General features: G+C 57.0%; 25 protein-coding genes. 14 read left to right on the plus strand and 11 right to left on the minus strand.

Annotated features, from left to right (window positions below):
* The first annotated feature begins 54 nt into the window (after nucleotides 1–54).
* From rhaD to rhaM, 7 genes are all read left to right on the plus strand, one after another.
* On the plus strand, nucleotides 55–885 hold the full coding sequence (gene rhaD, locus ABIE11_RS20790) for a rhamnulose-1-phosphate aldolase (RefSeq protein ID WP_100778353.1): 831 nt from the start codon (nucleotides 55–57) through the stop codon (nucleotides 883–885).
* An 83-nt stretch (nucleotides 886–968) separates the two neighbouring features.
* Nucleotides 969–1955, plus strand: coding sequence for a rhamnose ABC transporter substrate-binding protein (gene rhaS, locus ABIE11_RS20795; protein ID WP_100778352.1), 987 nt, complete (start codon nucleotides 969–971; stop codon nucleotides 1953–1955).
* 68 nt (nucleotides 1956–2023) lie between these two features.
* Entirely contained in the window at nucleotides 2024–3535 is a 1512-nt protein-coding gene (locus tag ABIE11_RS20800; protein ID WP_100778351.1) for a sugar ABC transporter ATP-binding protein, read from the plus strand.
* Nucleotides 3535–4539 carry an ABC transporter permease gene (locus ABIE11_RS20805; protein ID WP_102105689.1) on the plus strand — a complete coding sequence of 335 codons (1005 nt, stop codon included), beginning with the start codon at nucleotides 3535–3537 and terminating at the stop codon, nucleotides 4537–4539. Before ABIE11_RS20800 ends, ABIE11_RS20805 begins: the two co-directional genes overlap by 1 nt.
* Nucleotides 4536–5540 carry an ABC transporter permease gene (locus ABIE11_RS20810; protein ID WP_107702608.1) on the plus strand — a complete coding sequence of 335 codons (1005 nt, stop codon included), beginning with the start codon at nucleotides 4536–4538 and terminating at the stop codon, nucleotides 5538–5540. Before ABIE11_RS20805 ends, ABIE11_RS20810 begins: the two co-directional genes overlap by 4 nt.
* 98 nt (nucleotides 5541–5638) lie before the next feature.
* Nucleotides 5639–6787, plus strand: a complete 1149-nt coding sequence (gene fucO / locus ABIE11_RS20815; protein ID WP_107702607.1) for a lactaldehyde reductase — start codon at nucleotides 5639–5641, stop codon at nucleotides 6785–6787.
* Entirely contained in the window at nucleotides 6784–7098 is a 315-nt protein-coding gene (gene rhaM / locus ABIE11_RS20820) for an L-rhamnose mutarotase (protein ID WP_100778347.1), read from the plus strand. Before fucO ends, rhaM begins: the two co-directional genes overlap by 4 nt.
* Nucleotides 7099–7146: 48 nt before the next feature.
* On the opposite strand, the gene ABIE11_RS20825 is transcribed toward rhaM, so the two are convergent.
* The 4 genes from ABIE11_RS20825 to ABIE11_RS20840 form a co-directional block, all read right to left on the minus strand.
* Nucleotides 7147–8412 carry an MFS transporter gene (locus tag ABIE11_RS20825; RefSeq protein WP_129035609.1) on the minus strand — a complete coding sequence of 422 codons (1266 nt, stop codon included), beginning with the start codon at nucleotides 8410–8412 and terminating at the stop codon, nucleotides 7147–7149.
* 44 nt (nucleotides 8413–8456) lie between these two features.
* Nucleotides 8457–10580, minus strand: coding sequence for an alpha-galactosidase (locus ABIE11_RS20830; RefSeq protein ID WP_429185322.1), 2124 nt, complete (start codon nucleotides 10578–10580; stop codon nucleotides 8457–8459).
* Nucleotides 10581–10684: 104 nt separating this feature from the next.
* Nucleotides 10685–11680, minus strand: a complete 996-nt coding sequence (locus ABIE11_RS20835; protein WP_102105693.1) for a LacI family DNA-binding transcriptional regulator — start codon at nucleotides 11678–11680, stop codon at nucleotides 10685–10687.
* 20 nt (nucleotides 11681–11700) lie between these two features.
* Complete coding sequence (locus tag ABIE11_RS20840; protein ID WP_100778343.1) at nucleotides 11701–12249, minus strand: helix-turn-helix domain-containing protein; 549 nt, start codon at nucleotides 12247–12249, stop codon at nucleotides 11701–11703.
* A 102-nt stretch (nucleotides 12250–12351) separates the two neighbouring features.
* On the opposite strand from ABIE11_RS20840, the gene ABIE11_RS20845 reads away from it, so the two are divergent.
* Both ABIE11_RS20845 and ABIE11_RS20850 read left to right on the plus strand, forming a co-directional pair.
* Nucleotides 12352–13011 carry an AzlC family ABC transporter permease gene (locus ABIE11_RS20845; protein WP_107702601.1) on the plus strand — a complete coding sequence of 220 codons (660 nt, stop codon included), beginning with the start codon at nucleotides 12352–12354 and terminating at the stop codon, nucleotides 13009–13011.
* Complete coding sequence (locus ABIE11_RS20850; protein WP_129035607.1) at nucleotides 13011–13334, plus strand: AzlD domain-containing protein; 324 nt, start codon at nucleotides 13011–13013, stop codon at nucleotides 13332–13334. The genes ABIE11_RS20845 and ABIE11_RS20850 overlap by 1 nt, the downstream gene beginning before the upstream one ends.
* A gap of 158 nt (nucleotides 13335–13492) precedes the next feature.
* Here ABIE11_RS20850 and ABIE11_RS20855 read toward each other — a convergent pair whose 3' ends face one another.
* Nucleotides 13493–13705: a YdgH/BhsA/McbA-like domain containing protein gene (locus ABIE11_RS20855; RefSeq protein WP_100778340.1), complete on the minus strand. Its 213-nt coding sequence runs from the start codon at nucleotides 13703–13705 to the stop codon at nucleotides 13493–13495.
* A gap of 112 nt (nucleotides 13706–13817) precedes the next feature.
* Entirely contained in the window at nucleotides 13818–14654 is an 837-nt protein-coding gene (fdhD, locus tag ABIE11_RS20860) for a formate dehydrogenase accessory sulfurtransferase FdhD (RefSeq protein ID WP_123429929.1), read from the minus strand.
* Nucleotides 14655–15156: 502 nt separating this feature from the next.
* Here fdhD and fdnG point away from each other — a divergent pair.
* The 5 genes from fdnG (at nucleotide 15157) to ABIE11_RS20885 (ending at nucleotide 21773) form a co-directional block, all read left to right on the plus strand.
* Complete coding sequence (fdnG, locus tag ABIE11_RS20865) at nucleotides 15157–18207, plus strand: formate dehydrogenase-N subunit alpha (RefSeq protein ID WP_429185324.1); 3051 nt, start codon at nucleotides 15157–15159, stop codon at nucleotides 18205–18207.
* 12 nt (nucleotides 18208–18219) lie between these two features.
* On the plus strand, nucleotides 18220–19122 hold the full coding sequence (gene fdxH / locus ABIE11_RS20870; protein ID WP_100778337.1) for a formate dehydrogenase subunit beta: 903 nt from the start codon (nucleotides 18220–18222) through the stop codon (nucleotides 19120–19122).
* Nucleotides 19119–19754 (plus strand): formate dehydrogenase cytochrome b556 subunit, encoded by a 636-nt coding sequence (gene fdoI, locus ABIE11_RS20875; RefSeq protein ID WP_100778336.1) that lies wholly within the window; start codon nucleotides 19119–19121, stop codon nucleotides 19752–19754. The genes fdxH and fdoI overlap by 4 nt, the downstream gene beginning before the upstream one ends.
* The gene (gene fdhE, locus ABIE11_RS20880; protein WP_100778335.1) at nucleotides 19751–20680 is read left to right on the plus strand and encodes a formate dehydrogenase accessory protein FdhE; all 930 of its coding nucleotides are present in this window, start codon (nucleotides 19751–19753) and stop codon (nucleotides 20678–20680) included. The genes fdoI and fdhE overlap by 4 nt, the downstream gene beginning before the upstream one ends.
* Before the next feature lie 169 nt (nucleotides 20681–20849).
* Nucleotides 20850–21773, plus strand: coding sequence for an alpha/beta hydrolase (locus tag ABIE11_RS20885; RefSeq protein WP_429185325.1), 924 nt, complete (start codon nucleotides 20850–20852; stop codon nucleotides 21771–21773).
* A 12-nt stretch (nucleotides 21774–21785) separates the two neighbouring features.
* Here ABIE11_RS20885 and fabY read toward each other — a convergent pair whose 3' ends face one another.
* The 5 genes from fabY to typA form a co-directional block, all read right to left on the minus strand.
* Nucleotides 21786–22727, minus strand: a complete 942-nt coding sequence (fabY, locus tag ABIE11_RS20890; protein WP_429185326.1) for a fatty acid biosynthesis protein FabY — start codon at nucleotides 22725–22727, stop codon at nucleotides 21786–21788.
* A gap of 44 nt (nucleotides 22728–22771) precedes the next feature.
* Nucleotides 22772–23209, minus strand: coding sequence for a D-aminoacyl-tRNA deacylase (gene dtd, locus ABIE11_RS20895; RefSeq protein ID WP_100778332.1), 438 nt, complete (start codon nucleotides 23207–23209; stop codon nucleotides 22772–22774).
* Nucleotides 23206–24078 carry a virulence factor BrkB family protein gene (locus ABIE11_RS20900; RefSeq protein WP_100778331.1) on the minus strand — a complete coding sequence of 291 codons (873 nt, stop codon included), beginning with the start codon at nucleotides 24076–24078 and terminating at the stop codon, nucleotides 23206–23208. Before ABIE11_RS20900 ends, dtd begins: the two co-directional genes overlap by 4 nt.
* Nucleotides 24072–24671, minus strand: a complete 600-nt coding sequence (gene yihX / locus ABIE11_RS20905; protein WP_371973832.1) for a glucose-1-phosphatase — start codon at nucleotides 24669–24671, stop codon at nucleotides 24072–24074. The genes ABIE11_RS20900 and yihX overlap by 7 nt, the downstream gene beginning before the upstream one ends.
* A gap of 166 nt (nucleotides 24672–24837) precedes the next feature.
* Complete coding sequence (gene typA / locus ABIE11_RS20910; protein WP_100778329.1) at nucleotides 24838–26661, minus strand: ribosome-dependent GTPase TypA; 1824 nt, start codon at nucleotides 26659–26661, stop codon at nucleotides 24838–24840.
* Nucleotides 26662–26694 lie beyond the last annotated feature (33 nt).

Genomic DNA, 26694 nt, shown 5'->3' on the forward strand with positions numbered 1-26694 from the left:
TGTCAGCGGGGATCGCTACGCGTCGCCCGACATTTTCAAAGGAATCACAAGACTATGCACACCATCACCAACGCCTGGTTCGTCCAGGGCATGATCAAAGCCACCACCGACGCCTGGCTGAAAGGCTGGGACGAGCGCAACGGCGGCAACCTGACCTTGCGCCTGGACGACGCCGACATTGCGCCGTTCGAAGCGGATTTCCACCCGAAACCGCGCTATATCGCCCTGAGCCAGCCGATGCCGCTGCTCGCCAATACGCCGTTTATCGTCACCGGTTCCGGCAAGTTCTTCCGCAATGTGCAGCTCGATCCGGCAGCGAATTTAGGCGTGGTAAAAGTGGACAGCGACGGCGCGGGCTACCACATTCTTTGGGGGCTGACGAACGAAGCGGTGCCGACCTCTGAACTCCCGGCGCACTTCCTCTCCCACTGCGAGCGCATCAAAGCGACGGACGGCAAAGACCGCGTGATCATGCACTGCCACGCGACCAACCTGATCGCCCTGACCTACGTGCTGGAAAACACCACGGATTTCATCACCCGCAAACTGTGGGAAGGGAGCACCGAATGTCTGGTGGTCTTCCCGGACGGCGTGGGCATTCTGCCGTGGATGGTGCCAGGCACCGATGAAATCGGCGAAGCCACCGCGCAAGAGATGCAAAAACATTCCCTGGTACTGTGGCCATTCCACGGTGTCTTCGGCAGTGGTCCGACGCTTGATGAAGCGTTTGGCCTGATCGACACCGCTGAGAAGTCGGCTGAAGTGCTGGTTAAGGTCTATTCCATGGGCGGAATGAAACAGACCATCACTCAGGAAGAGCTGATTGCGCTGGGTAAACGCTTTGGCGTCACCCCACTGAAATCGGCATTAGAGCTGTACAAATAAAAACATCGCGCCCCGCTCACTGAGACGGGGCGAAAAAACACCTGCAAACCCTACACAACACTCAATTCAGTGGAGTAAAAGCAATGAAAATAAAGACAAGCTTAATCCTCACCGTTGCCGCTCTGGCGTTGTCCGGTTCCGCTTTAGCAGAAGTAAAAATCGCCCTGGTGGCGAAATCTCTCGGAAATGGATTCTTCGAGGCAGCGAACGTGGGCGCGCAGGAGGCCGCCAAAGAATTGGGTGATGTGAAAGTCATTTATACCGGCCCGACCACCACCACCGCCGAAGCGCAGATCGAAGTGCTGAACGGCTTGATCGCGCAGGGGGTGGATGCGATCGCCATCTCCGCGAACGATCCCGATGCGCTGGTACCGGTGCTGAAAAAGGCGATGCAGCGAGGCATCAAAGTGGTCTCATGGGATTCCGGCGTGGCAAAAGCCGGGCGTCAGATCCACCTGAATCCGTCTAATAACGCGTTGATCGGTGAAACCAACGTTAAGCTGGCCGCCGATGCTCTGAAAGCCCTGAACGTCGAAAAAGGCGACGTGGCGGTGTTAAGCGCCACCCCGACCTCCACAAACCAGAACACCTGGATTGCCGAGATGAAAAAGGTGCTGCCGCAGTATCCGTCCGTCAATCTGGTGACCGTAGCCTATGGCGACGATCTGTCGGATAAGAGCTACCGCGAAGCGGTTGGCCTGCTGAAAACCTATCCCGATCTGAAAGTGATCGTCTCCCCGTCGTCGGTCGGTATCGTGGCTGCCGCACAGGCGGTGAAAGACCAGGGCAAAATCGGCAAAGTGTATGTGACGGGGTTAGGCCTGCCGTCTGAAATGGCCGGCGCGGTGAAATCCGGGGCGAGCAAAAGCTTCGCGATCTGGAACCCGATCGATCTGGGTTACGCCGCCACCTATTTAGCCGACGACCTGGTGAAAGGCACCGCCACCAAAGATGAAGCCAGCATGGGCAAACTGGGCAAAGTGAAGCTCGATGCCGACGGTAGCGGCGCGATGGCTGAGCCGTTCGTCTACGATGCGAGCAATATCGATAAGTTCTCAAAAATCTTCTGATGCGTTTTGTAGGCCGGAGAAGCGTCGCGCCATCCGGCCCACAAGATCCCCTTTGATGGAGAACTCTCATGAACGCATCCACACCGCTGCTGGAGCTTAAGGGTATCACCAAGGTTTTCCCTGGTGTGCGCGCCCTTGAGAACGTACAGCTTGAGCTTTGGCCCGGCAAAGTCACCGCCCTTATCGGTGAAAACGGCGCGGGCAAATCGACGCTGGTCAAAGTGATGACCGGGATTTATCAGCCCGAAGAGGGCGAAATCCTCTATAAAGCCATCCCCATTCATCTCCCGACGCCAGAATCGGCACACAAAGTCGGGATTACCGCTATTCATCAGGAAACCGTGCTTTTTGATGAGCTGTCGGTGACCGAAAATATTTTTGTCGGCCAGTATCTGCATAAAGGCTTTTTCAGAAAGCTCGACTGGCCGGAGATGCACCGCCGGGCACAGGAGATCCTCACCCGACTGGAGGTGCAAATCGACCCGCGCGCGACGCTTAAAACGCTGAGTATCGCCCAGCGACATATGGTGGCCATTGCCCGCGCCCTGTCGTTTGAGGCGCAGGTGGTGATCCTCGACGAACCCACCGCCGCCCTGTCACAGCACGAAATCCTCGAGTTTTACCAGATCGTTGAGCGCCTGAAACAGGAAGGCAAAGCGATCCTGTTTATCTCGCACAAGTTCGACGAAATTTTTGAGCTGGCGGATCACTACACCATTTTGCGCGACGGCGTGTTCGTCGGCGCAGGGGCGATCAATGACATCACCGAAGAGCGGATGGTGGCGATGATGGTAGGCCGGGCTATCACCCAGACCTTCCCGAAAGTGGCGTGCGAAAAAGGGGCGACGGTGCTGGAGGTCAAAGACCTCTGCCATCCGACCGAATTCGCGCACATCTCATTCTCCCTGCGCAAAGGCGAAATCCTTGGCTTTTACGGGCTGGTCGGGGCCGGGCGTACCGAGCTGATGCAGGCGCTCTCCGGCGTCACCCGTCCCTCCTCCGGCGAGATTGTGCTGAATGGTCAGGCGCAGAATTTCCGCCAACCGGCCGATGCCATCCGCGCGGGGATTGTCTGCGTGCCGGAAGAGCGGCAGAAGCAGGGAGCGATTATCGAACTGTCGATTGCGCAGAACATCAGCCTGCCGCAGCTCAGCAGGCTCAATCCCGGCGGGGTGTTAAATCAGGACCGCGAATGGGCGCTGGCTGATGAATACGCCAGACGGCTGCAGGTGAAGGCGTTTAGCTGGAAACAGCCGGTCGAAACCCTCTCCGGCGGCAATCAGCAAAAAGTGGTGATCGGCAAATGGCTTGCGACGCATCCTGAGGTGATCATCCTCGATGAGCCGACAAAAGGCATCGATATTGGCTCGAAAGCGGCCGTTCATCAGTTTATGTCCGAGCTGGTTGGACAGGGGCTGGCGGTGATTATGGTGTCGTCGGAACTGCCGGAAGTGATGGGCATGGCCGACCGTATCATTGTGATGCACGAAGGGCTGATGGTGGCGGAATACCCGGCGGGCGGGGCGACGGCGGAAACCATCGTCAGCGCAGCCAGCGGTGCAAAACAGGAGGCCGCGTAATGGTGAAGCAACTCCTGAAACACCGCGAAGCCCTGTTGGGAGCGGTGATTGTACTGATGATCATTGCCATCGGCAGCCGCGTGCCGTCGTTTATCGCACCGGGAAACCTGGTGGAGATGTTTAACGACACCTCGATTCTCATCATTCTCGCCCTCGGCCAGATGATGGTCCTGCTGACCAAAGGCATCGACCTGTCGATGGCGGCGAATCTGGCGCTGACGGGGATGATTGTCGCCCTGATCAACTTCCATTATCCCGCCGTGCCCGTCTGGGCACTGCTGATTCTGGCAACGGCGCTCGGTCTGCTGATGGGCGTCATCAACGGCCTGCTGGTGTGGAAACTGGGTATTCCGGCGATTGTGGTAACGCTCGGCACCATGAGCATCTATCGCGGGATTATCTTCCTGCTCACCGGCGGTGGCTGGGTGAACTCCAACCAGATGGGCGCGGATTTCCTCGCCCTGCCGCGCGCGTCACTGCTCGGTCTGCCCGTTTTGAGCTGGTGCGCGATTGCGGCCCTGCTGCTGGTCGGCTATTTCCTGCGCTACAGCCGCACCGGTCGCGCCCTTTACACCGCAGGCGGCAACGCCACGGCGGCGTATTACACGGGGATCAACGCAGGCAAAATGCAGTTCGTCAGTTTCTGCCTGTCAGGCGCGCTGGCCGGATTCTGCGGCTATCTGTGGATTTCACGTTTCGCCGTCGCCTACGTTGATGTCGCCAACGGCTTTGAGCTGCAGGTGGTCGCCGCGTGCGTCATCGGCGGTATCAGCACCATGGGCGGCACGGGCCGGGTGTTGGGCTGTCTGTTTGGCGCGCTGTTCCTTGGCGTGATCAATAACGCGCTGCCGGTGATTGGCGTCTCTCCGTTCTGGCAGATGGCGATTTCCGGGACGGTGATCGTGATTGCGGTGCTGCTCAATGAACGCGGCAACAAACGCAAAGGACGGCTGATCCTGCGCGATGCGGCGCTGGCCCGTCAGAAACAGGCGGTGAACTCATGAGCAAAATGATGACTACGGAAGAGATTAAAAATCGTCCGGCCGCGACGGGGATTTTCCAGCGTCTGCTGTGCTGGGAGGGCTTCCTGCTGGCGGTAACGCTGGCGGTGTTTATCGTCAACGCCCTCGCCTCGCCCTATTTTCTCGATATCTGGAATCTTTCTGACGCTACGTTCAACTTCACCGAAAAAGCGATCATTGTGCTGCCGATGGCGATGCTAATCATCGCCCGTGAAATCGACCTGTCGGTGGCATCGACCATCGCGCTCAGCTCGACAGCGATGGGCTTTTGCGCGGCGGCGGGTGTAGATACGCCGCTGCTGGTCTGCGTGGGATTAGGCGTCGGGTTGCTGTGCGGGCTGTTCAACGGCTTTCTGGTCACGCGCTTTAACCTGTCGTCCATCGTGATCACCATCGGCACCATGAGTTTGTATCGCGGCATTACCTACATTTTGCTCGGCGATCAGGCGCTAAACACCTGGCCCGAGAGCTTCGCCTGGTTCGGGCAGGGCTATGTGTGGGGCGCGCTGTCGTTTGAATTCGCGCTTTTTATCCTGCTGGCAGCGGTGTTTGCCTTCGTGCTGCATCGCACCAATTTTGGCCGCCGGACGTACGCCATCGGCAATAACCCGACCGGGGCGTGGTTTTCAGGCATCAACGTGAAGCGCCACAACCTGCTGCTGTTCGCGCTGGTCGGGCTGATGGCGGGGCTGGCCTCGGTGCTGCTCACCTCGCGCCTCGGCAGTACGCGCCCGACGATTGCGATGGGCTGGGAACTGGCGGTGGTGACGATGGCAGTGCTCGGCGGCGTCAATATTCTCGGCGGCTCCGGCAGCATGGTGGGCGTGATTATCGCCGCCTTCCTGATGGGCCTGGTGACTTTTGGCCTGAGCCTGCTCAACGTGCCCGGCATTGTGATGTCGGTGATTATCGGCGCGATGCTGATAGTGGTGATTTCACTGCCAATTATCACCCGCCGGATTATGCAGCGAAGACGGATCTAATGCCGGGTGGCGCTTCGCTTATCTGGCCTGCCTGACCGCAGGCCCCGCAAGCGTCGCGCCGCCGGGCATAAAAATCACAGTAATTAAGGAGAATTATCATGAGTTTTATGTTGGCACTTCCCAAAATCAGTCTGCACGGCGCGGGCGCGATCGGTGACATGGTTAATCTGGTGGCGAGCAAACAGTGGGGCAAGGCACTTATCGTCACTGACGGACAGCTGGTGAAAATGGGGCTGCTCGACAGCCTGTTTACCGCCCTGGACGCCCATCAGATGTCGTATCACCTCTTTGATGAAGTGTTCCCGAATCCGACTGAAGCGCTGGTCCAGAAAGGGTTTGCGGCCTATCAGAGCGCCAGCTGCGATTACGTTATCGCCTTCGGCGGCGGCAGCCCGATTGATACGGCGAAAGCGATTAAAATCCTCACCGCCAACCCTGGCCCGTCGACCGCCTATTCCGGCGTCGGCAAAGTCAAAAACGCCGGTGTACCGCTGGTGGCCATTAATACCACAGCAGGCACCGCGGCGGAGATGACCAGCAATGCGGTGATCATCGACAGCGAGCGTCAGGTGAAAGAGGTGATTATCGACCCCAATATTATCCCGGATATCGCCGTGGATGATGCCAGCGTGATGCTCGATATCCCCGCCTCTGTCACCGCCGCAACGGGGATGGACGCCCTGACGCACGCCATCGAAGCCTATGTTTCCGTCGGCGCTCACCCGCTCACCGATGCCAACGCCCTCGAAGCGATTCGCCTGATCAGCCTCTGGCTGCCGAAAGCCGTCGACGACGGACACAACCTCGAAGCTCGCGAACAGATGGCATTCGGCCAGTATCTGGCAGGCATGGCGTTTAACAGCGCCGGATTAGGGCTGGTTCACGCGCTGGCGCATCAGCCGGGGGCGACGCACAATCTGCCGCACGGTGTCTGCAACGCCATCCTGCTGCCGATCATCGAAAACTTTAACCGCCCGAACGCGGTGGCGCGTTTCGCCCGCGTGGCGCAGGCGATGGGCGTGGAGACGCGCGGGATGAGCGATGAAGCGGCCAGCATGGAGGCGATCAACGCCATTCGCGCCCTGAGTACGCGCGTCGGTATTCCTTCTGGCTTCAGCCAGCTTGGCGTGACCAAAGCGGATATCGAAGGCTGGCTGGATAAAGCGCTCGCCGATCCGTGTGCGCCTTGTAACCCACGCACTGCCAGCCGCGACGATGTGCGCGAGCTGTATCTGGAGGCCCTATGATCCGCAAAGCCTTTGTGATGCAGGTGAACCCTGACGCTCACGAGGAGTATCAGCGCCGCCACACCCCGATCTGGCCGGAGCTGGAATCGGTGCTGAAAGACCACGGTGCGCACCATTACGCCATTTATCTCGACAAGGAGCGCAACCTGCTGTTTGCCAGCGTTGAGATTGAATCGGAAGAGCGCTGGAACGCGGTGGCGAATACCGACGTGTGCCAGCGCTGGTGGAAACACATGCGCGATGTGATGCCCGCAAACCCGGACAACAGCCCGGTGAGTGCGGAGCTGAAAGAGGTGTTTTTCCTCGAGTAACCGTTCACGCTGCCGCACTCGCGGCAGCGTTTTTCTTTATTTAGCTATTTAGCTTGCCTCCAGCGTGCCGCGCCCGGCTGCGATTTGCTGCCTGCTGCTCAGCGTAAACGCCGAGATCACCGTCACCGCCAGCACAATGCATCCGAGCATCAGATAGGTATCCTGGAAGCCGATCCGGTCATACATATTCCCCGCAAACGCCGACAGGAAAATGGCCGCCGACTGTTTGGCAAAGTTAAAGCCAATCAGATAGATGGTCGCTGACAGGCGGGTATCAAACACGCCAGTGATGTATTTAAACGCCCCCACCAGCAGGAAGGGCACTTCCAGCGCGTGAAGCATTTTCAGGGCGATGACTTCCGTCACGGTAGTCGCGAAGGACGAGCCGATAATGCGCGTGGCCATAATCAGCCCGGCAATCAGCAGAGTGTTTTTCGCGCCGATGCGGTTAATGATCCACGGCGAGCAGAACATAATGATCGCGTTACAAATTTCTCCGGCCGTGGTCGCAAAACCAAAGGCGCGCGTCCCCTGTTCCGGCGTCGCAAAGAACGATTTGAAGAAGGTGGCAAACTGCTGATCAAACACGTCATACACGCAGGCCACGCCAACCACATACAAAATAAACATCCACATTTTGCGCTGGCGGAACAGGGTGAAGACGGTTTTGGCGGTGATTTGCGGCTGATTGGCGCCCAGCGCGTTCATCACTTCGGCAGTCTGGTTTGGCTTTGGTTTGGCGACCACCAGCAGGAGCATCAGCAATAGCGCCGCGCCTGAGCCCATCCAGAAAACAAACGACGGATCGATACTGAACAGCACGCCGCCCGTGGAGGCGCACAGTCCCCAGCCCAGGCAGCCGAACATTCGCGCTTTACCGTATTCGAAGAAGCTATTGCGACTCACTCGCTCGATATAGGCTTCAATCGCCCCGGAGCCCGCCGAGAAGACAAAGCCGATATACAGCCCGCCGCTCAGCGCCCCGAGCCAGATATTTATTTTCAGCAGCGGCGCGAAAACGTAGAGGAAGAAGGGGGCGAACAAGAACAGCAAAATGGCGATGATCCATAACAGGTGCTTTTTCAGCCCCAGCTTGTCAGAGATCACCCCCAGCACCGGCTGGAACGCAATCGCCGAGAGCGAAATGCAGGAGAAAACAATCCCCGTATGGGTTTTATTCAGGCCGATGATATCCGACAACCAGATCGGCAGGAACGGAAAGCAGGTGGCCATAATGAAGAAGTAGAGAAAGAAGAACGCCCCGAAAATCCAGAAATTGGGGTTGTCTTTGTGGGTACAGGCAGTCGTGTTCATTATTTTTATCCTCAACTCAGGGCCGGTCGCCCGGCCCATCACCCTTACACGCGTTCAACGCCAATCAGAATGGCGGTTTCCGGGTCCAGAATCGGCAGTACCAGCCCCGCCTGCATCAGCCATTCTCCGCTCACCGTTTGTGGCGCTTCCATCCATGCCGGGAGTTTGCGCATGGTGTGGCCCCCCTCGCCGGTGAGGCGGATATTCGGATGATCGAGCAGGGTGATGCGGTACTGCGCGTTCGCTGCAAGCCCCGGCATGCGCAGCGGCATCATCAGGGTGTAATCTGGCATCGCCAGTTGGCTGACAATAAACAGCCCCTGCCGTTGGTCTTCGCTCACTATACCCTGCACCTGAGTCGTGGCGTCCGGCATATCCACGCGCCACAGGGTGCCGTGGTGAATTACGTCGCGCCATTGCTTATGCAGCGCGGCGTAACGGCGGTAGCCTTCACGCTCGTGCTCATCGACGGTGAGCGGGTCCAGCTCAAGCCCCATGTGCCCAAACAGCGCGGTCAGCCCGCGAAACTCGATGCTGTGCTGGCGGAACGTGGCGTGGCATTTATGATGACCGATATGTGCGCCCATCACCTCCGGCGGGAAGAAGTAGCTCATTCCACGCTGGATGGTGTTGCGCTCCAGCGCATCGTTGTTATCGGATGCCCAGAAGCGGTGGCAACGGGTCAGGACTTCGTAATCAATGCGTCCGCCGCCGGACGAGCAGGATTCAAATTCCACGTGCGGGAAGCGCTGGCCGAGTGTCTCAAGCAGGCGATAATACTGGCGCGTTTGCGCGTCAGCAGCGGCTTTACCGAGATGGCCCGGCTGCACCAGCTCGCGGTTCATGTCCCACTTCACGTAGTCCACCGGATGTTCGCCCAGCAGCCAGCTCATGCGTTCCAGCAAATACTCAAAGGCTTCAGGAATGTTCAGATTCAGCACCAGCTGGTGTCGCCCCGTCGCCTGCGGGTAGCCCGGCAGCGCCAGCACCCAGTCGGAATGCGCGCGGTAGAGATCGGAATCCGGGTTAATCATTTCCGGCTCTACCCAAATGCCAAATTCCATGCCGAGATTTTTGACGTGATTGATCACCGGCATCAGGCCGTTAGGGTATTTTTTCTCGTCGAGAGTCCAGTCACCCAGGGCGGCGTGGTCGTCGTTGCGCCCCTTAAACCAGCCGTCGTCGATGATGAAGCGCTCCACGCCCAGCGCCGCCGCTTCGTCGGCCATCCGCATGATGTAGTCCGGATCGTGGTTGAAATAGATCCCTTCCCAGGTATTGAGGTGCACCGGGCGCGGCTTGTTTTGCGGGAAGCGAATGATGTTCTTGCGCAGATAGCGGTGGAACTGCTGACTCATCCCGTTCAGCCCCTGCGCGGAGTAGCTGGCGTACAATTTCGGCGTCCAGAGGGTTTCGCCCTCGGCAATCGCCATTTCGCCCGGCAGATAGAGCGCTTCGGCCTGCACGTAGCGGCGGCCATCGGTTTTCACTTCAGCGCGCAGGCGGTGGTTGCCGCTCCAGCCGAGATGCACGCCCCACACGTCGCCCTGCATTTCACTGAATGCAGGTGTGCCGGTCATCAGTGCCGGGAAGTGTTCGTGGGAGGTGCGCCCGCGCCGGTTTTCAATCACAAAACTGTCGTGCTCAAGGGTCAGGCGATGCGGCTGGAATTCGCGTATCCAACGACCATGGAAAGCCATTACCTCTTTCGCGCGTTCCGAGACCGGCAGCGTCACGGCCAGCCGATCCACCTGCCACGGCTGCGCCCGCAGATTGGTCAGACCGTGCCGTACCACCAGCACGCCGCTCTCATCGAGGACGAGTTCGCTGGTCAGCCGCAGCCCGGCGTGCGCATCTTCTGCGGTAATCGTCAGGCTTTGACGCTGCTGTTCGACGGCAACGGTCCTGAACACCGGAGACCCATCCAGCCCCTGGCGGTGGCCTTCAATGCCCGGCGCACCAAACAGACCGTGGCCCACCTCGGCCATCAGCGTCACCGGGGTATCCACATCCAGCCTGCCGTTAGCCACCGGGCGAACCAGACTTTGCGCATCCTGCGGCGAAAAGTGGTGAAGGTGTGGCCCCCAGTAGACAATTTCGGCGAACGGGTGCGTTTTGATCACCACGTCTACCGTCGTGCTTTCGAGTCGTAAAATGGAATCTTGCATCGGACATCTCCTGTCATCGGATGTCCTGAGTGTTGATCCGAAACGTTTCGGATACCAACCCAAACGTTTCGGATCTGTGATCGACTTTAGAGTTTTGCGGTGATTTAGGCCGTCTGGCCCGGTGAAAATTCAGGCTGCCAGAGCACCTGAAGGCGGGAGAGATCATCGCCATTGATGAGCTGGCGTACCATGTCAGCGATCTGCTTGCCCACGCCCTCGCGGGTGGACTGGATCACCGCCGCTACGTCGGCGTCGACAATGCTGTCCTGCGGCAGGCCGTCATACACCACCAGCGAAACCGGGTCGCTGCCGGTCAACCGCCCCTGCTGCGCCAGCGCCATTGCCGCGCCGTCGCCGTGGGTGTTGCAGTCAGTCACAATCGCCGTCGGCGGGTTTGGCAGTGCAAGCAGTTCAAGCGTCGTGGTATAGCCCGCGCGTCGTGACGGCGGCATCGCGCGCAGCCATTCGCTGGATAACCCCGCTTCGCGCAGAGCGTCGAGATACCCGAGACGGCGCTGGGTGATAAACGCCTGATTATTACTTTCGCCCAGCAGGGCGATGCGCTGATGGCCCTTGTCGATCAGCCAGCGCGTGGCGCGATAGGTCCCGGCATAGTTATCAAAATCAAACCATGCGTAGGGTTTTGGCAACTGGCTGCGGCCCAGGGCGAGGAACGGAAAACCGGCGTCCTGAAGCTGCGCAAGACGCGGGTCCTGATCGAGGGTATGCGCGACAATCAGCGCATCCACACGGCGGCTTTGCACCATGCGCATGTAGCTGTGTTTATCGGCGAGATCATCGTCGGCGATCAGCAGTAAATCAATCTCATGTCGCGCCAGTTCGTGGCTAATTTCGCCGACCATGTCCATAAAAACGCTGTTATTGAGCGGAACCGGATGCACGGGAAACACCAGCCCGACGGCGTCGATTTTGCCCATCTTCAGGCGGCGGGCAAAGGTGTTTGGCCGATAGCCACGGCGCTGCGCTTCGGCTTCCACCCGCGCCCGGGTTTCGCGAGAAACGTCGTCATATCCGTTGAGGGCGCGGCTGACCGTCGTAACAGACAGCCCCAGTTCTTTGGCAATGGCTTTGAGCGACATGATTTTCCGTGTCCGAGAGGTTAGTTTTGTTCCGCCACTAAAAGCGCGTGGGTATCCGGTTCCAGCGCCTTGAAGATATGCGGTTGATCGGCGGGATAGCAAATGTAATCGCCCTCGCCCAGCTCTTCCGGAGCGTCAGTCAGGCCGATCAGCGCCCGTCCCTGGGTGACGATAATGTGCTCTACGGAACCCGGCGGATGCGGCTGCGAAATACGGTCTGCACCCGGCTGGGTCATCAGCAGATAGACATCGCGGCGTGCGCCCGGCGGACAGGCGGCCAGTAAAATCGCCTGATAGTTCGCCTGCTCGGCAATCACTTTGGTCCCTTCACCCCGGCGGATCACCTGAGTGGTGGGCTGCTGCGGCTCTAACAGGCGCGCAAACGGGATCCCCAGCGCCACGCACAGCGACCAGAGCGTTTCCAGGCTGGGATTGCCATTCCCGGATTCCAGCTGCGAGAGGGTGGATTTAGCAATCCCGGCGCGGCGTGCGATTTCTGCCAGCGACAGCCCGGTTCGCAGGCGCTCCCGCACCAGGCTTTTCGCGATCACGCTGATTGGCTGCGTCATAAAACGGCCTCTTGTTCTATAAATCGAACGAATCGTTCATCTTGAAAAACGATATTGATGCGTTCATTATAATGGATACTCGTTCGATATGGCTAAAAATGTATGAAGAACTCTCTCTCCTGTCTGAAAGGCGACACGGTCAAAGCGATCGTTCTGGTGTGTCTCGCCGTGGGCGTCGTCGGCATGTCCTACGGCTCGCTGGCGATGGCTTACGGCTTCCCGGTGTGGGTGCCGTTTGTGCTCTCCATTACCGTGCTCGCGGGCGCGTCGGAATTTATGTTTATCGGCATCGTTGCCAGCGGCGGTAATCCGCTTGCGGCGGCGGCGGCGGGTTTGCTGGTGAATGCCCGCCACGTTCCGTTCGGCGTTACGGTACGCGAACTGGTGGGTAAGCGCGGCCTGAGCTTCCTCGGCTGCCACATCATGAACGACGAAAGCGTGGTATTTGGTCTGTCACAAAAAACCCCCGAGCAGCGCAAAGCCGCCTACTGGCTGTGCGGGCTAGGCGTAGCGATCATCTGGCCGCTGGGGACACTGCTGGGGGCGATGGTCGGCAAGCTGCTGCCTGCGCCGGAAACCATCGGTCTCGACGCCGTATTCCCGGCGATTTTGCTGGCGTTAGTCGTCCCGGCCTTTAAAAACCGCACCACGCTGATCCGCGCCTGCAGCGGCGCAGCGCTGTCGCTGGCCGCAGTGCCATTCGCGCCGGTCGGTTTGCCGGTGCTGCTGTCGTTACTGGGTCTGGCGGCGAGGAAAAAATAATGGACAACATGACCTTCTTTATTCTCGGCATTGCGATTTTATCGGCGGGAACCTATCTGATGCGCCTCGGTGGTGCAAAGCTTGGCAACCGCCTGGCGCTGTCCGAGCGCTCGCAAGCGCTGCTGTCGGATGCGGCAACGGTGCTGCTCTTTTCCGTGGCACTGGCGACCACCTTCTACGAAGGAGAACACTTTGCCGGCATGGCGCGAGTCTTAGGCGTGGCCTTCGCCGTGTTCCTGGCGTGGCGTAAAGTGCCGCTGATCGTCGTGATTATCTCCGCTGCAGTCGTGACGGCGCTGTTGCGCGTGGCCGGTTTGCATTGATGAAAGAGATTCGCTCTCATGGCACGCGAGTCGACAAGATCGCGTCATTTTTAGCGTTCTGTTGAGCGGAAAAGATGGGCTACGAGGGGGGATGGCGTTACTGCGGAGAGGGGAAAACCTGTCCCTGCCCGGATGAGCAGGGGACAGTGGCTATGCTCTTATTTGTTCAGTTCAGCGGTCATGTGAACACGGTTACCTGAGAAAGCCTGGGTAATGGTGTAAGAAGCAGCACCGGCCTGTTCTGCCTGAGCGGCAATTTTCGCTTCTGCGCCGTCAATGGTCGAGGCGGTTGCGGTTACGGTCTGAGCTGCGAAAGAACCGAAAGAAGCGGCAAGAGCGATAACTGCAACAAAAGTTTTGATGTTTTTCATGATGTAAATCCTTCAGTAAGTTGTTTAGATAAGGCGTTGTGCCTTGATGTGATAATAATAGGCCTCATCATCAACAACTAAAAGCGGAAGGATTTGCTAAAGTCTTTCAAATTTACTGATCAATAATTAAGCGCTGCGGATGCGTATAAATGGTGACGCGACCCGGTTTGCAGAACCCCACCAGCGTCAGGTTGCAGCGCTGTGCCACCTCCACCGCCAGGGTGGTCGCCGCCGAGACGGCAAACAGAATTTCGACGCCACACATGGCCGCCTTTTGCACCATCTCATAGCTCGCCCGGCTCGATACCAGCGCCGCACCCTGCAGCCAGGTTTCGCTTTCTCCGGCGCGACGTCCCAGCAGTTTATCCAGCGCGACGTGACGCCCAACATCCTCATGACCGCCTGCAATATTCCCCGACGGAAGAACCCATGCGGCCGCGTGCGTACAACCGCTCAGTTGCCCTATCGGCTGGACGTCGTTGAGATGCTCCAGGGCGTGATCGAGATGTTTAAGATTGAAGGTCTGGGTAAACGGCAGCGGGACAATCGGCTTACCGATATCGTTCAGTTGCTCGACGCCACATACGCCGCAGCCTGTGCGCCCGGCCAGCGCGCGTCGGCGCTCTTTCAGCCCCATAAAACGACGGCTGGAGAGTTCGATTTGCACTTCCAGGCCGTTACAGACCTGAACGACATCCATGCCGAAGATCTCCTGCGGGTGTTCGATAATGCCTTCCGAAAGCGAAAAACCGATCGCGAACAGCTCAAGATCTTTGGGCGAGGCCATCATCACGACGTGGGAGATACCATTGTAGACCAGGGCAACAGGCACTTCTTCCGCCAGAAAATCGGGGATTCCGTGGGTAATGTGAGGGGGTCTGTGTACCACTTGTTCCACCACGCCCGCAGGCAGTGGAAACGAATGGGTATCACGATTCTGTTTTGACACAACGGTATTCCTGAGCAACCACAAAGGTGAGCCTGCTATTGCATCATAAACCGCAGGCCGTGCGCATAGTATGGATCAACTTTTCGGCAGCCATACCCCACAAGTTTACCTACTCATTTGGGAGTGGCACAACAGACGCGCTGATACACGCCTTTAACAAGCCAGGGTCACAATGTGATCAATGTCACACTTTATAATCATCAGAGTGATAATACGTTCACTTTGTATTAACCGCACCGGAACAGGCTTACCGACATTGTGGTATTCTGAAATCATATCCCTCGTGGAATTGAGGGAATACATCAAATTTTAAGCGTTATGGTTGTTTTGCAATCATGCGCAAAAACAATAACCTCCCTAAATAGTTCGAGTTGCTGGAAGGCGGCAATTGAGCGAATCCCCAGACGCTTACTCACGTAAGCGGCTGAGTAAGAGAACGCAGCCAACGCACCTGCAGCGCGAAATATGAAGAGGGAGCAATGTCGTAAACAAGGAGTGACCCATGCAGGTCAGCAGAAGGCAGTTCTTTAAGATCTGCGCTGGCGGTATGGCAGGCACGACGGCAGCGGCGCTGGGCTTTGCCCCTGGTGTAGCGCTGGCGGAAACGCGGCAGTACAAACTGCTGCGCACCCGTGAAACCCGTAATACCTGTACGTACTGCTCTGTCGGTTGTGGGCTGTTAATGTATAGCCTCGGCGACGGCGCGAAAAACGCTAAAGCATCCATCTTCCATATCGAAGGTGACCCGGATCATCCGGTCAACCGTGGTGCGCTGTGCCCGAAAGGGGCCGGTCTGGTGGACTTTATCCACTCCGAAAGCCGCCTCAAATTCCCGGAATATCGCGCTCCAGGCTCCGATAAATGGCAGCAAATCAGCTGGGAAACGGCATTTGACCGTATCGCCAAACTGATGAAAGAAGACCGTGATGCGAACTTTATCGCGCAGAATGCCGATGGCGTCACCGTTAACCGCTGGCTCTCCACGGGCATGCTTTGTGCCTCCGCATCCAGCAATGAAACCGGGTATTTAACCCAGAAATTTACGCGCGCACTCGGTATGCTCGCGGTCGACAACCAGGCGCGTGTCTGACACGGACCAACGGTAGCAAGTCTTGCTCCAACATTTGGTCGCGGTGCGATGACCAACCACTGGGTCGACATCAAAAACGCTAACCTCATCATTGTGATGGGTGGGAACGCGGCAGAAGCGCATCCGGTGGGATTCCGCTGGGCGATGGAAGCCAAAATCCACAATGGCGCGAAACTGATTGTGATCGATCCCCGCTTTACGCGTACAGCGTCAGTGGCGGATTTCTACACCCCTATTCGCTCAGGTACTGACATTACTTTCCTGTCAGGCGTATTGCTGTACCTGATGACCAACGAAAAATATAACCGTGAATATACCGAGGCTTACACCAACGCCAGCCTGATCGTGCGTGAGGACTATAGCTTTGAAGACGGTCTGTTCAGCGGTTACGACGCCGAAAAACGCAAATACGACAAAACCAGCTGGAACTACGAGCTGGACGAAAACGGCTTTGCGAAACGCGATACCACCCTTACCCACCCGCGCTGCGTGTGGAACCTGCTGAAAACGCACGTTTCCCGCTATACGCCTGACGTGGTCGAAAACATCTGCGGCACGCCGAAAGCCGACTTCCTGAAAGTCTGCGAGTACATCGCCGAAACCAGTGCTCACGATAAAACCGCGTCGTTCCTTTACGCGCTGGGCTGGACACAACACTCCATCGGGGCGCAGAACATCCGCACCATGGCGATGGTTCAGCTGCTGCTCGGCAATATGGGGATGGCAGGCGGCGGCGTGAACGCCCTGCGCGGTCACTCCAACATTCAGGGGCTGACGGACCTGGGCTTGCTGTCGCAGAGCCTGCCGGGCTACATGACATTGCCAAGCGAAAAACAGACCGACCTCCAGACCTATCTGACCGCCAACACGCCGAAACCGCTGCTGGAAGGCCAGGTGAACTACTGGGGCAACTACCCGAAATTCTTCGTCTCGATGATGAAAGCCTTCTACGGCGATAAAGCGACAGCAGAAAACAGCTGGGGCTTTGACTGGCTGCCGAAGTGGGACAAGGGTTACGACGTTCTGCAGTATTTCGACATGATGCACCAGGGCAAAGTGAACGGCTATCTGTGCCAGGGCTTTAACCCGGTCGCCTCGTTCCCGAACAAGAACAAGGTGGTAGAGTCGCTGTCGAAACTGAAATTCCTGGTGACGATTGATCCGCTCAATACCGAAACCTCGACCTTCTGGCAGAACCACGGTGAATCGAACAACGTCGATCCAGCGAAAATTCAGACGGAAGTGTTCCGCCTGCCATCCACCTGCTTCGCCGAAGAGAACGGTTCTATCGTTAACTCTGGTCGCTGGCTGCAGTGGCACTGGAAAGGTGCGGACGCCCCGGGTATCGCCCTGAACGACGGCGAGATTCTGGCCGGTATCTTCCTGCGCATGCGCAAGATGTACGAAGCCGAAGGCGGCGCGACTCCAGAGCAGGTTCTGAACATGACCTGGAACTATTCAACGCCTGAAAATCCTGCCCCTGAAGAGGTGGCGATGGAGAGTAACGGTAAAGCGCTGGCGGATGTGGTTGATCCGGCCACCGGCACCGTACTGGCGAAAAAAGGCGATCAGCTGAGCACCTTTGCGCATCTGCGCGACGACGGCTCAACCGCCAGCGGCTGCTGGATTTTCGCCGGAAGCTGGACGCCGAAGGGCAACCAGATGGCGAACCGCGACAACGCCGATCCGTCGGGCCTCGGCAATACGCTGGGCTGGGCGTGGGCGTGGCCGCTGAACCGCCGCATTCTGTATAACCGTGCTTCCGCAGACCCGCAGGGTAAACCGTGGGATCCAAAACGCCAGCTCCTGAAGTGGGACGGCGCGAAATGGGGCGGCGTGGATATTCCGGACTACAGCGCCGCCGCACCAGGCAGCGATGTCGGGCCGTTTATCATGCAGCCAGAAGGCATGGGCCGCCTGTTTGCCATCGATAAAATGGCTGAAGGTCCCTTCCCGGAACACTACGAGCCGTTTGAAACGCCGCTGGGAACCAACCCGCTGCACCCGAACGTGATCTCAAACCCGGCCGCCCGTATCTTCAAAGGCGATTTTGAAGCGCTGGGTAAAAAAGATAAGTTCCCGTACGTCGGCACCACGTACCGTCTGACCGAGCACTTCCACTACTGGACCAAACACGCGCTGCTTAACGCCATCGCGCAGCCGGAACAGTTCGTGGAGATCGGTGAGAAGCTGGCGAATAAGCTCGGCATCGCGCACGGCGATACGGTGAAAGTCTCCTCTAACCGTGGCTACATCAAAGCCAAGGCGGTAGTGACCAAACGTATTCGCACGCTGAATGTTCATGGGCAACAGGTGGACACCATCGGCATCCCAATTCACTGGGGTTACGAGGGCGTGGCGAAGAAAGGCTTTATTGCCAACACCCTGACACCGTTCGTCGGTGATGCGAACACGCAGACGCCGGAGTTCAAAGCCTTCCTGGTAAACGTGGAAAAGGTGTAACGGAGACGACTTATGGCTTATCAATCGCAAGACATCATTCGTCGTTCCGCGACTAACGGCTTCACGCCCGCGCCTCAGGCGCGGGACCACCAGCAGGAAGTGGCGAAGCTCATTGACGTCACCACCTGTATCGGCTGCAAAGCCTGTCAGGTGGCGTGTTCCGAGTGGAACGATATCCGTGACGAAGTGGGTCATAACGTCGGGGTGTACGACAACCCCGCCGATTTGACCGCCAAGTCCTGGACGGTGATGCGTTTCTCAGAAGTGGAACAGGACGACAAACTGGAGTGGCTAATCCGCAAGGATGGCTGTATGCACTGCGCCGATCCGGGCTGCCTGAAGGCGTGTCCGTCCGAAGGGGCTATCATTCAGTATGCCAATGGTATCGTCGACTTCCAGTCAGAACAGTGCATCGGCTGCGGCTACTGCATTGCGGGCTGCCCGTTCAACGTGCCGCGACTGAACCCGGAAGACAACCGCGTCTACAAATGTACGCTGTGCGTTGACCGCGTGAATGTCGGCCAGGAGCCGGCCTGCGTGAAAACCTGTCCGACGGGGGCCATTCACTTTGGCTCCAAAGAGGATATGAAAACGCTGGCGGGCGAGCGCGTCGCCGAGCTGAAAACCCGTGGTTACGACAACGCCGGTCTGTACGATCCGGCGGGCGTTGGCGGTACACACGTCATGTATGTGCTGCACCATGCCGACAAGCCGAATCTGTATCACGGCCTGCCGGAGAACCCGGAAATCAGCGCGACCGTTAAGTTCTGGAAAGGCATCTGGAAACCGCTGGCCGCCGTTGGCTTCGCTGCAACCTTTGCCGCCAGCATCTTCCACTATGTCGGTGTCGGTCCGAACCGCGCGGAAGAGGAAGACGACAATCTGCATGAAGAGAAAGACGAGGTGCGCAAATGAAAAGACGTGACACCATCGTGCGCTACACAGCGCCGGAACGTATCAACCACTGGGTCACCGCCTTCTGCTTCATGCTGGCGGCGATAAGCGGGCTGGGATTTTTCTTCCCATCCTTCAACTGGCTGATGCAAATCATGGGCACACCGCAGCTGGCGCGTATTCTGCACCCGTTTGTCGGCGTGATTATGTTTGCCTCGTTTATCATCATGTTTTTCCGCTACTGGCACCATAACCTAATCAATCGGGATGATATCTTTTGGGCGAAGAATATTCGTAAGATCGTCGTCAACGAGGAAGTGGGTGATACCGGGCGTTATAACTTCGGCCAGAAATGCGTATTCTGGGCGGCGATTATCTTCCTGGTCCTGTTGCTGGTGAGCGGCGTGATTATCTGGCGTCCGTATTTTGCGCCCGCTTTCTCAATCCCGGTAATCCGATTTGCGCTGATGCTGCATTCATTTGCCGCAGTCGCGTTAATTGTGGTTATCATGGTGCATATCTACGCCGCCCTATGGGTGAAAGGCACTATTACCGCGATGGTGGAAGGATGGGTTACCAGTACGTGGGCGAAGAAACATCACCCGCGCTGGTACCGTGAGGTCCGCAAGACAACGGAAAAAAAAACTGAATGAGTATTCGCATAATCCCGCAAGATGAGCTGGGTTCGAGCGAGAAACGCACGGCGGAGTACATTCCGCCGTTGTTATTCCCCAGACTCAAGAACCTCTACAACCGCCGCGCAGAGCGTCTGCGCGAGCTGGCAGAGAACAATCCGCTCGGTGAATTTCTGCGCTTTGCCGCGCTGATCGCCCACGCCCAGGAAGTGGTGCTGTACGACCACCCGCTGCAAATGGACCTCACCGCGCGCATCAAAGAAGCCAACGAGCAGGGCAAACCGCCGCTGGATATTCACGTACTGCCGCGCGACAAGCACTGGCAAAAGCTGCTGCACTCGCTGATTGCCGAGCTGAAACCAGAGATGAGCGGCCCTGCGCTGGCGGTGATCGAGAATCTGGAAAAAGCCTCCGATCTGGAGCTGGAAGAGATGGCGAGCGCGCTGTTTGCCTCCGATTTTTCCCTCGTCAGTAGCGATAAAGCGCCCTTTATCTGGGCCGCCCTGTCGCTCTACTGGGCGCAAATGGCGAGCCTGATTCCGGGTAAAGCGCGTGCAGAATACGGTGAAGCCCGTCAGTTCTGCCCGGTGTGTGGCTCGATGCCCGTGACCAGCATGGTGCAAATCGGCACCACGCAAGGCTTGCGTTATCTGCACTGCAACCTGTGTGAAACTGAGTGGCACGTGGTGCGCATCAAATGCAGCAACTGCGAACAGACCCGCGATCTGAACTACTGGTCGCTGGAAAACGAGAATGCGGCCGTTAAAGCCGAAAGCTGCGGTGACTGCGGGACCTACCTGAAAATTCTCTATCAGGAAAAAGACCCGAAAGTGGAAGCTGTCGCCGACGACCTCGCCACGCTGGTACTCGACGCGCGGATGGAGCAAGAGGGCTTCGCCCGCAGCTCAATCAACCCGTTCTTGTTCCCGGGTGAAGGGGAGTAGTTTTCTTTAACAGTGCCGGGCGACGCAAAGTTGCCCGGCCTGCAACTGCCTTCATGCTCCATTTTGCGAGCCGCGTTCGAGATTCCAACCCCCACCAAAATCCCCCGTTTTCTTTTACAACAAACCAGGCTATAACGCTGTATATCCATACAGATAACCGGGAAGAATTATGGCACTGGAAAAAGGGATTGCTGAACTGGTTCAGGGGTTTATCGCGGCCGGGCGCCCCTCTGCACGAGAGCAGAATATTGATGACCGGCGCGCAGGGTATGTCGCCAGCACGGTGCTGGCAGGCGAAACGGAAACGCGCGTTCACGTCGAGTCTGTCGAACTTGAAGGGATGCGGTTTAGGGTTTATTCGCCGCTCAATGCCCCTGAGATTTTACCGACGGTTGTCTATTATCACGGCGGGTGCTTTATCAGCGGCGGCTTTGAGACTCATGATGGCCAGTTACGTCAGTTGGCTTACTACAGCCGCTGTAGGATCGTTGCCGTGCAGTATCGTCTGGCACCGGAACACACCTTCCCCGCCGCCCATGACGACGCTGAAAAAGCCGCGTGCCTGGTCTGGCACTATGCCGATCGGTTTGGCATCGATAAAAATCAAATTACCCTCGCCGGTGACAGCGCGGGAGGGCATCTGGCGCTGGTGACTGCGCTGCGACTCAAGGCGGCAAAAGAATGGCAGCCGGCACAGTTAATTCTGATCTATCCCATGCTCGACTCGACGGCGTATTTTGAAAGCTATATCCGCAACGGTGCGGACTATGTCATTACCCGCGATACGCTTCTCAGCGGTTACGAGTTATATCTTTCAGGAACCGACCGTCTTCATCCTGAAGCCAGTCCGCTATGGCGTGACGACCTTAACGGGCTGCCCCAGACGCATATCATCACCGCCGAGTTCGATCCGCTTTGTGATGAAGGCGAAGCACTCTTTCAGCGAATGACGGAACAGGGCGTCACCTGTACGTGTCAGCGCTGGTCGGGTGTCATACATGGTTTCTTTCAGTTAGGCGGAGTCAGCCAGTCTGCACGAGACGTGATGCGGGATGTGGCCTGGCGAGTCAGCTCACCAGGCCGGGAAAAATAGCAGGAGTGAGGGTTATTCCTCCTCGTTCCCGCCCTCTTCGTAAGGGCCAAACGGCTTCGCAGGCAGCACGAGATAAGTGCCTTCGAAGATGGCGCCTGGCGATTCATCGCCAAACAGCTCGACCTGCATCTGCACGCGAGCTTTACGGCCACGCGCCAGACGGTCCAGGTCACCGCTGAGGGAGCCTAAGTCCGCGACTGCGCTCGGTTTACCGCTGATAGGGCTGCTGTAGCGGATATGCGCATCGGCGAGAATAATGGTGCCGCCAAGGTGCCTTTCGCGCAGCATCAGCCAGATCAGCCCCCAGCCGGTCAAGGTGGCCAGCGAGAACAGGCTGCCAGCGAACAGGGTATGGTGCGGGTTCTGATTGCCGATTTCCGGCATAGTGGTGATGAATTTTTGCCCGGTGTATTGCTGGATGCGCACGCCCATCTTTTCGCTCAGCGGAATATGCTGATACCAGGCCTGCTGCAGCTGCCCGCACCAGTCGGCGCGGTGAAGAATATCATCAAGGGTGGCAATGGGTTTGATCATCAAAAAATGACGAATCGGGGTGGTTTGTGGCGCGGTGATTTCGCCTTCATTGACGAAACCCAGCTTGGAGAAAAACTCCACGGCGTCTTCGCGGGCGCTACAGGTGACGCGTTTAACGCCCTCCTGACGGGCAACGGACTCAAGAGTCATCGCCATCAGGGTGCCAAGTCCTTTGTCCTGTACGGACGGATGCACAGCCATAAAACGGATTGAGGCTTCATTGTCGGCATTGATATACAAACGCCCGACGGCAACCAGGTTGCCCTCTTCGTCGACCACCATCTGATGATGCGCCATCGCATCCCAGGCGTCGCGCTCGGAGCCTTTCGGCTGATGTAACGGCTTACGCAGCATTTCCCAGCGAAAATGATAGTAAACCTCTAATTCTTCTTCTGTTTGCGGTACTCGAAGGTGATACATAGCTGTACTCTCTCTTGTTACCCGCGGCCATGCCGCCAGCTGGCTCATACCTGGAGCCAGAATGTGACGGGGCCATCGTTCACCAGCGACACCTGCATATCTGCAGCGAATCGTCCGGTTTGCGTATTCATTTCCTGTTGACGACACCGTTCAACAAAGTATTCGTAAAGTGCTTCAGCACGGTCGGGCGCGGCACCTCTGGAGAAACCCGGACGCATACCGCGTTCCGTGTCGGCGGCCAGGGTAAACTGAGACACCACCAGCACGCTACCCCCCGCCTGCTGAACGTTCAGGTTCATCTTGCCGTCGGCATCGCCGAAAATGCGATACCCGAGCACGCGCTCACACAGACGATTCGCTTTTTGTTCGTCGTCATCCTTTTCGACACCTAACAACACCAAAAGTCCTGGGCCAATTTCACCCGTCACCTCATCCTCCACGGTGACGCTGGCACGGGTTACGCGCTGAATCAATGCAATCATGGTTGGTCTGCTTCTTCTTGTTCTGCGGCTTGTTTGAGTTTGCGGTATTCACCGAGAGTGACAGTTATTTCGGCACCTAGCAAGACGATACACCAGGTCCAGTATACCCAGACAAACAAAATCGGGATCACCGCCAGCACGCCATAAATCAGCTGATACGACGGGAACATGGTGATGTAGAGCGCAAACCCTTTTTTGCCCAGCTCGAACAGGATTGCCGCCACCAGCGCCCCAACAATGGCGTCCCGGTTAGGTACCTGTGTGGTCGGCACCACGCTGTAAAGCAGCCAGAATGAGAGCCAGGAGAGGATCAGCGGGAAGATGCGTAATACGTTGTCGATGACGCTGTTTAAATCGCTCGCCCAGCGTAATGACAGAAGATAAGAGCTGATCGCCAGACTGGCCCCGGCCAGCAGCGGCCCCAGCGTCAGAATCATCCAGTAAACGGCAAACGAATAAACTTTTGGCCGCACACGCTTGCTGTGCCAGATGGTATTCAGCGCGCTATCGATGGCATACATCAGCAGCAGTGCGGTCACGATCAGCCCGCAGGCGCCCACGGCGGTCATCTTGCTGGAGTTGGCAACGAACTGCTCGATATACCCCTGAATTACGTCCCCAGTGGCGGGAATAAAGTTAGCAAACACAAAGTGGCGCAGCTGCAGACTCACATCGGCAAACATCGGAAACGCAGAGAACAACGCGAAAATCACCGCCACCAGCGGAACCAATGAGAGCAACGACACGTAAGCGAGATTGCCCGCCAGCGTGGTCATGTTGTCCTCATCAATCCTCTGCCAGAGCAGTTTGATCCACGCCCGAAACGGACGCGTATGGTGTGTGGCTTTTTGATGAACGGTTTTTAACATAACTGCTTCGCAAAGTAGTTCGGTATCGTCTCTTTCCCGGTGACAAGGATCGACGTGATACCCAACTGGTTAGCTCCCTCTATATTATCGGCGTTATCGTCAAAAAAGACCGTATCGGCGGCAGAGAATCCTTCTGCCTGCAAGACGGCCTGATAAATTCGCGCCTCAGGTTTGCGCATGCCCATCTCCTGAGACAGGTAAATTTTATCTGCAGCGTGCTGGATTTGCGGATACTCACCAGGCCAGAACGTGGTGTGCAGACGGTTGGTATTGGACAGCACGACCACGCGATGCCCCTGTTCGCGAAGCTTGTTCATGGTGTCGATGATCTCCGGGCGAAGTGCCACAAATACCGCCTGCCAGCCGTGAGCGAACTGCTCGTAGCTCAAGGGCAGATCCATCTCGTGACACATGGCTTCAGCGAAGGCTTCATCGCTGATTTCCCCACGCTCATGCTGGTGAAACGCCTCTCCCATGGTGAAATTCTGTTTCAGGGTCGCCAGCGGCACACGGCTAAAATCGCTCCATGCACCCAGCACTCGATTAAAATCGATATCGACGATGACATTTCCTAAGTCAAAGATATAAAGCATGTTTATCTCCTTCGCGCCGTGGAGAAATAACTGTAGCGGGAAAGATAGGCTTTGGCTATGCGTCAGATTCAGCTTAGCGCATGAGAGCGTGAGGGAATTCACTCCAATAAAAAAGCCGCTGATATTCAGCGGCTTTTCGCACGACGCACCTCAGAGAGGAGTCGTATTAGTCTTTGCTGCCACGGCCCGCACGTTTACGGTCGTTCTCAGTCAGGTGACGTTTACGGATACGTACGGAGGTAGGAGTAACTTCTACCAGTTCGTCGTCATCGATAAATTCCAGAGCCTGCTCAAGAGACATTTTCTGTGCTGGAACCAGCGTGGTGGCTTCGTCAGTACCGGAAGCACGCATGTTGGTCAGTTTCTTACCGGTCAGGCAGTTTACAGTCAGGTCGTTAGAACGACTGTGAATACCGATGATCTGGCCTTCGTAAACTTCTGCACCGTGACCCAGGAACAGCTTACCGCGGTCCTGCAGGCTGAACAGTGCGAACGCCACTGCTTTACCCTGGCCGTTAGAGATCAGCACGCCGTTCTGGCGCTGGCCGATTTCACCCGGTTTAACGTCATCGTAGTGGCTGAAGGTGGAGTACAGCAGACCGGTACCGGAGGTCATGGTCATGAACTCGGTACGGAAGCCGATCAGGCCACGTGCCGGGATCAGGTAATCCAGACGAATACGGCCTTTGCCGTCAGGGATCATGTCTTTGACATCGCCCTTACGCTCGCCCATTGCCTGCATCACAGAACCCTGGTGCTGTTCTTCGATATCCAGCGTCACGTTCTCGAACGGCTCTTGCATACGGCCATCGATCATACGGTTGATAACTTTCGGACGGGACACAGCCAGTTCGAAGCCTTCACGACGCATGTTTTCGATAAGAACGGACAGGTGCAGCTCACCACGACCGGATACACGGAACGCGTCCGCATCTTCGGTTTCTTCAACGCGCAGCGCAACGTTGTGCACCAGCTCTTTGTTCAGGCGGTCAAGGATCTGACGAGAGGTAACGTATTTACCTTCTTTGCCACAGAACGGAGAGGTGTTGACGTTGAAGAACATGGTTACAGTCGGTTCATCAACAGACAGCGCTGGCAGTGCTTCAACATTTTGCGGATCGCAAAGGGTGTCGGAGATGTTCAGCTCGCCCAGACCGGTGATCGCGATGATGTCGCCTGCTTCAGCTTCGGTGGATTCAATACGCTCCAGACCGAGGTGAGTCAGAACTTTGCCGACTTTACCGTTGCGGGTTTTACCTTCGCTGTCGATGACAGTGACTTGCTGGTTAGGCTTCACTTTACCGCGCTTGATGCGACCGATACCGATTACGCCAACGTAGTTGTTGTAATCCAGCTGGGAGATCTGCATCTGGAACGGACCATCGAGGTCAACGCTTGGTGCTTTAACGTGGTCAACAATCGCCTGGTACAGCGGGGTCATGTCTTCCGCCATATCAGTGTGGTCGTTGCCCGCGATACCCATCAGTGCTGATGCATAGATGATTGGGAAATCGAGTTGCTCGTCGCTTGCGTCGAGGTTAACGAACAGGTCAAACACCTGATCCACAACCCAGTCAGGACGCGCGCCAGGACGGTCAACTTTGTTGATAACCACGATTGGCTTCAAACCATGGGCGAATGCCTTTTTGGTTACGAAGCGCGTCTGCGGCATTGGGCCATCCATTGCGTCAACGACCAGCAGAACGGAGTCTACCATGGACATTACACGTTCAACTTCACCACCGAAGTCGGCGTGGCCTGGGGTATCAACGATGTTGATACGGTAGTCATTCCATTTGATAGCGGTGTTTTTAGCGAGGATGGTAATCCCACGCTCTTTCTCCAAATCGTTGGAGTCCATCACGCGTTCGGTGGCTTCAGCACGTTCATTACTGAAGGTACCGGATTGCTGCAGCAGCTTGTCAACCAGGGTAGTTTTACCATGGTCAACGTGCGCGATGATGGCGATATTACGCAGATTTTCGATCACAACTTTGCCTCAGGCATTTAGAAATAGCGCGTT

The sequence above is a fragment of the Lelliottia sp. 489 genome (genome assembly GCF_050435885.1).
Taxonomy (GTDB): Bacteria; Pseudomonadota; Gammaproteobacteria; order Enterobacterales; family Enterobacteriaceae; genus Enterobacter; species Enterobacter nimipressuralis.

Coding starts and splice junctions, on each gene's coding strand:
- rhaD (WP_100778353.1), top strand. CDS start 55: ATGCACACCATCACCAACGCCTGGTTCGTCCAGGGCATGATCAAAGCC.
- rhaS (WP_100778352.1), top strand. CDS start 969: ATGAAAATAAAGACAAGCTTAATCCTCACCGTTGCCGCTCTGGCGTTG.
- ABIE11_RS20800 (WP_100778351.1), top strand. CDS start 2,024: ATGAACGCATCCACACCGCTGCTGGAGCTTAAGGGTATCACCAAGGTT.
- ABIE11_RS20805 (WP_102105689.1), top strand. CDS start 3,535: ATGGTGAAGCAACTCCTGAAACACCGCGAAGCCCTGTTGGGAGCGGTG.
- ABIE11_RS20810 (WP_107702608.1), top strand. CDS start 4,536: ATGAGCAAAATGATGACTACGGAAGAGATTAAAAATCGTCCGGCCGCG.
- fucO (WP_107702607.1), top strand. CDS start 5,639: ATGAGTTTTATGTTGGCACTTCCCAAAATCAGTCTGCACGGCGCGGGC.
- rhaM (WP_100778347.1), top strand. CDS start 6,784: ATGATCCGCAAAGCCTTTGTGATGCAGGTGAACCCTGACGCTCACGAG.
- ABIE11_RS20825 (WP_129035609.1), bottom strand. CDS start 8,412: ATGAACACGACTGCCTGTACCCACAAAGACAACCCCAATTTCTGGATT.
- ABIE11_RS20830 (WP_429185322.1), bottom strand. CDS start 10,580: ATGCAAGATTCCATTTTACGACTCGAAAGCACGACGGTAGACGTGGTG.
- ABIE11_RS20835 (WP_102105693.1), bottom strand. CDS start 11,680: ATGTCGCTCAAAGCCATTGCCAAAGAACTGGGGCTGTCTGTTACGACG.
- ABIE11_RS20840 (WP_100778343.1), bottom strand. CDS start 12,249: ATGACGCAGCCAATCAGCGTGATCGCGAAAAGCCTGGTGCGGGAGCGC.
- ABIE11_RS20845 (WP_107702601.1), top strand. CDS start 12,352: ATGAAGAACTCTCTCTCCTGTCTGAAAGGCGACACGGTCAAAGCGATC.
- ABIE11_RS20850 (WP_129035607.1), top strand. CDS start 13,011: ATGGACAACATGACCTTCTTTATTCTCGGCATTGCGATTTTATCGGCG.
- ABIE11_RS20855 (WP_100778340.1), bottom strand. CDS start 13,705: ATGAAAAACATCAAAACTTTTGTTGCAGTTATCGCTCTTGCCGCTTCT.
- fdxH (WP_100778337.1), top strand. CDS start 18,220: ATGGCTTATCAATCGCAAGACATCATTCGTCGTTCCGCGACTAACGGC.
- fdoI (WP_100778336.1), top strand. CDS start 19,119: ATGAAAAGACGTGACACCATCGTGCGCTACACAGCGCCGGAACGTATC.
- fdhE (WP_100778335.1), top strand. CDS start 19,751: ATGAGTATTCGCATAATCCCGCAAGATGAGCTGGGTTCGAGCGAGAAA.
- ABIE11_RS20885 (WP_429185325.1), top strand. CDS start 20,850: ATGGCACTGGAAAAAGGGATTGCTGAACTGGTTCAGGGGTTTATCGCG.
- fabY (WP_429185326.1), bottom strand. CDS start 22,727: ATGTATCACCTTCGAGTACCGCAAACAGAAGAAGAATTAGAGGTTTAC.
- dtd (WP_100778332.1), bottom strand. CDS start 23,209: ATGATTGCATTGATTCAGCGCGTAACCCGTGCCAGCGTCACCGTGGAG.
- ABIE11_RS20900 (WP_100778331.1), bottom strand. CDS start 24,078: ATGTTAAAAACCGTTCATCAAAAAGCCACACACCATACGCGTCCGTTT.
- yihX (WP_371973832.1), bottom strand. CDS start 24,671: ATGCTTTATATCTTTGACTTAGGAAATGTCATCGTCGATATCGATTTT.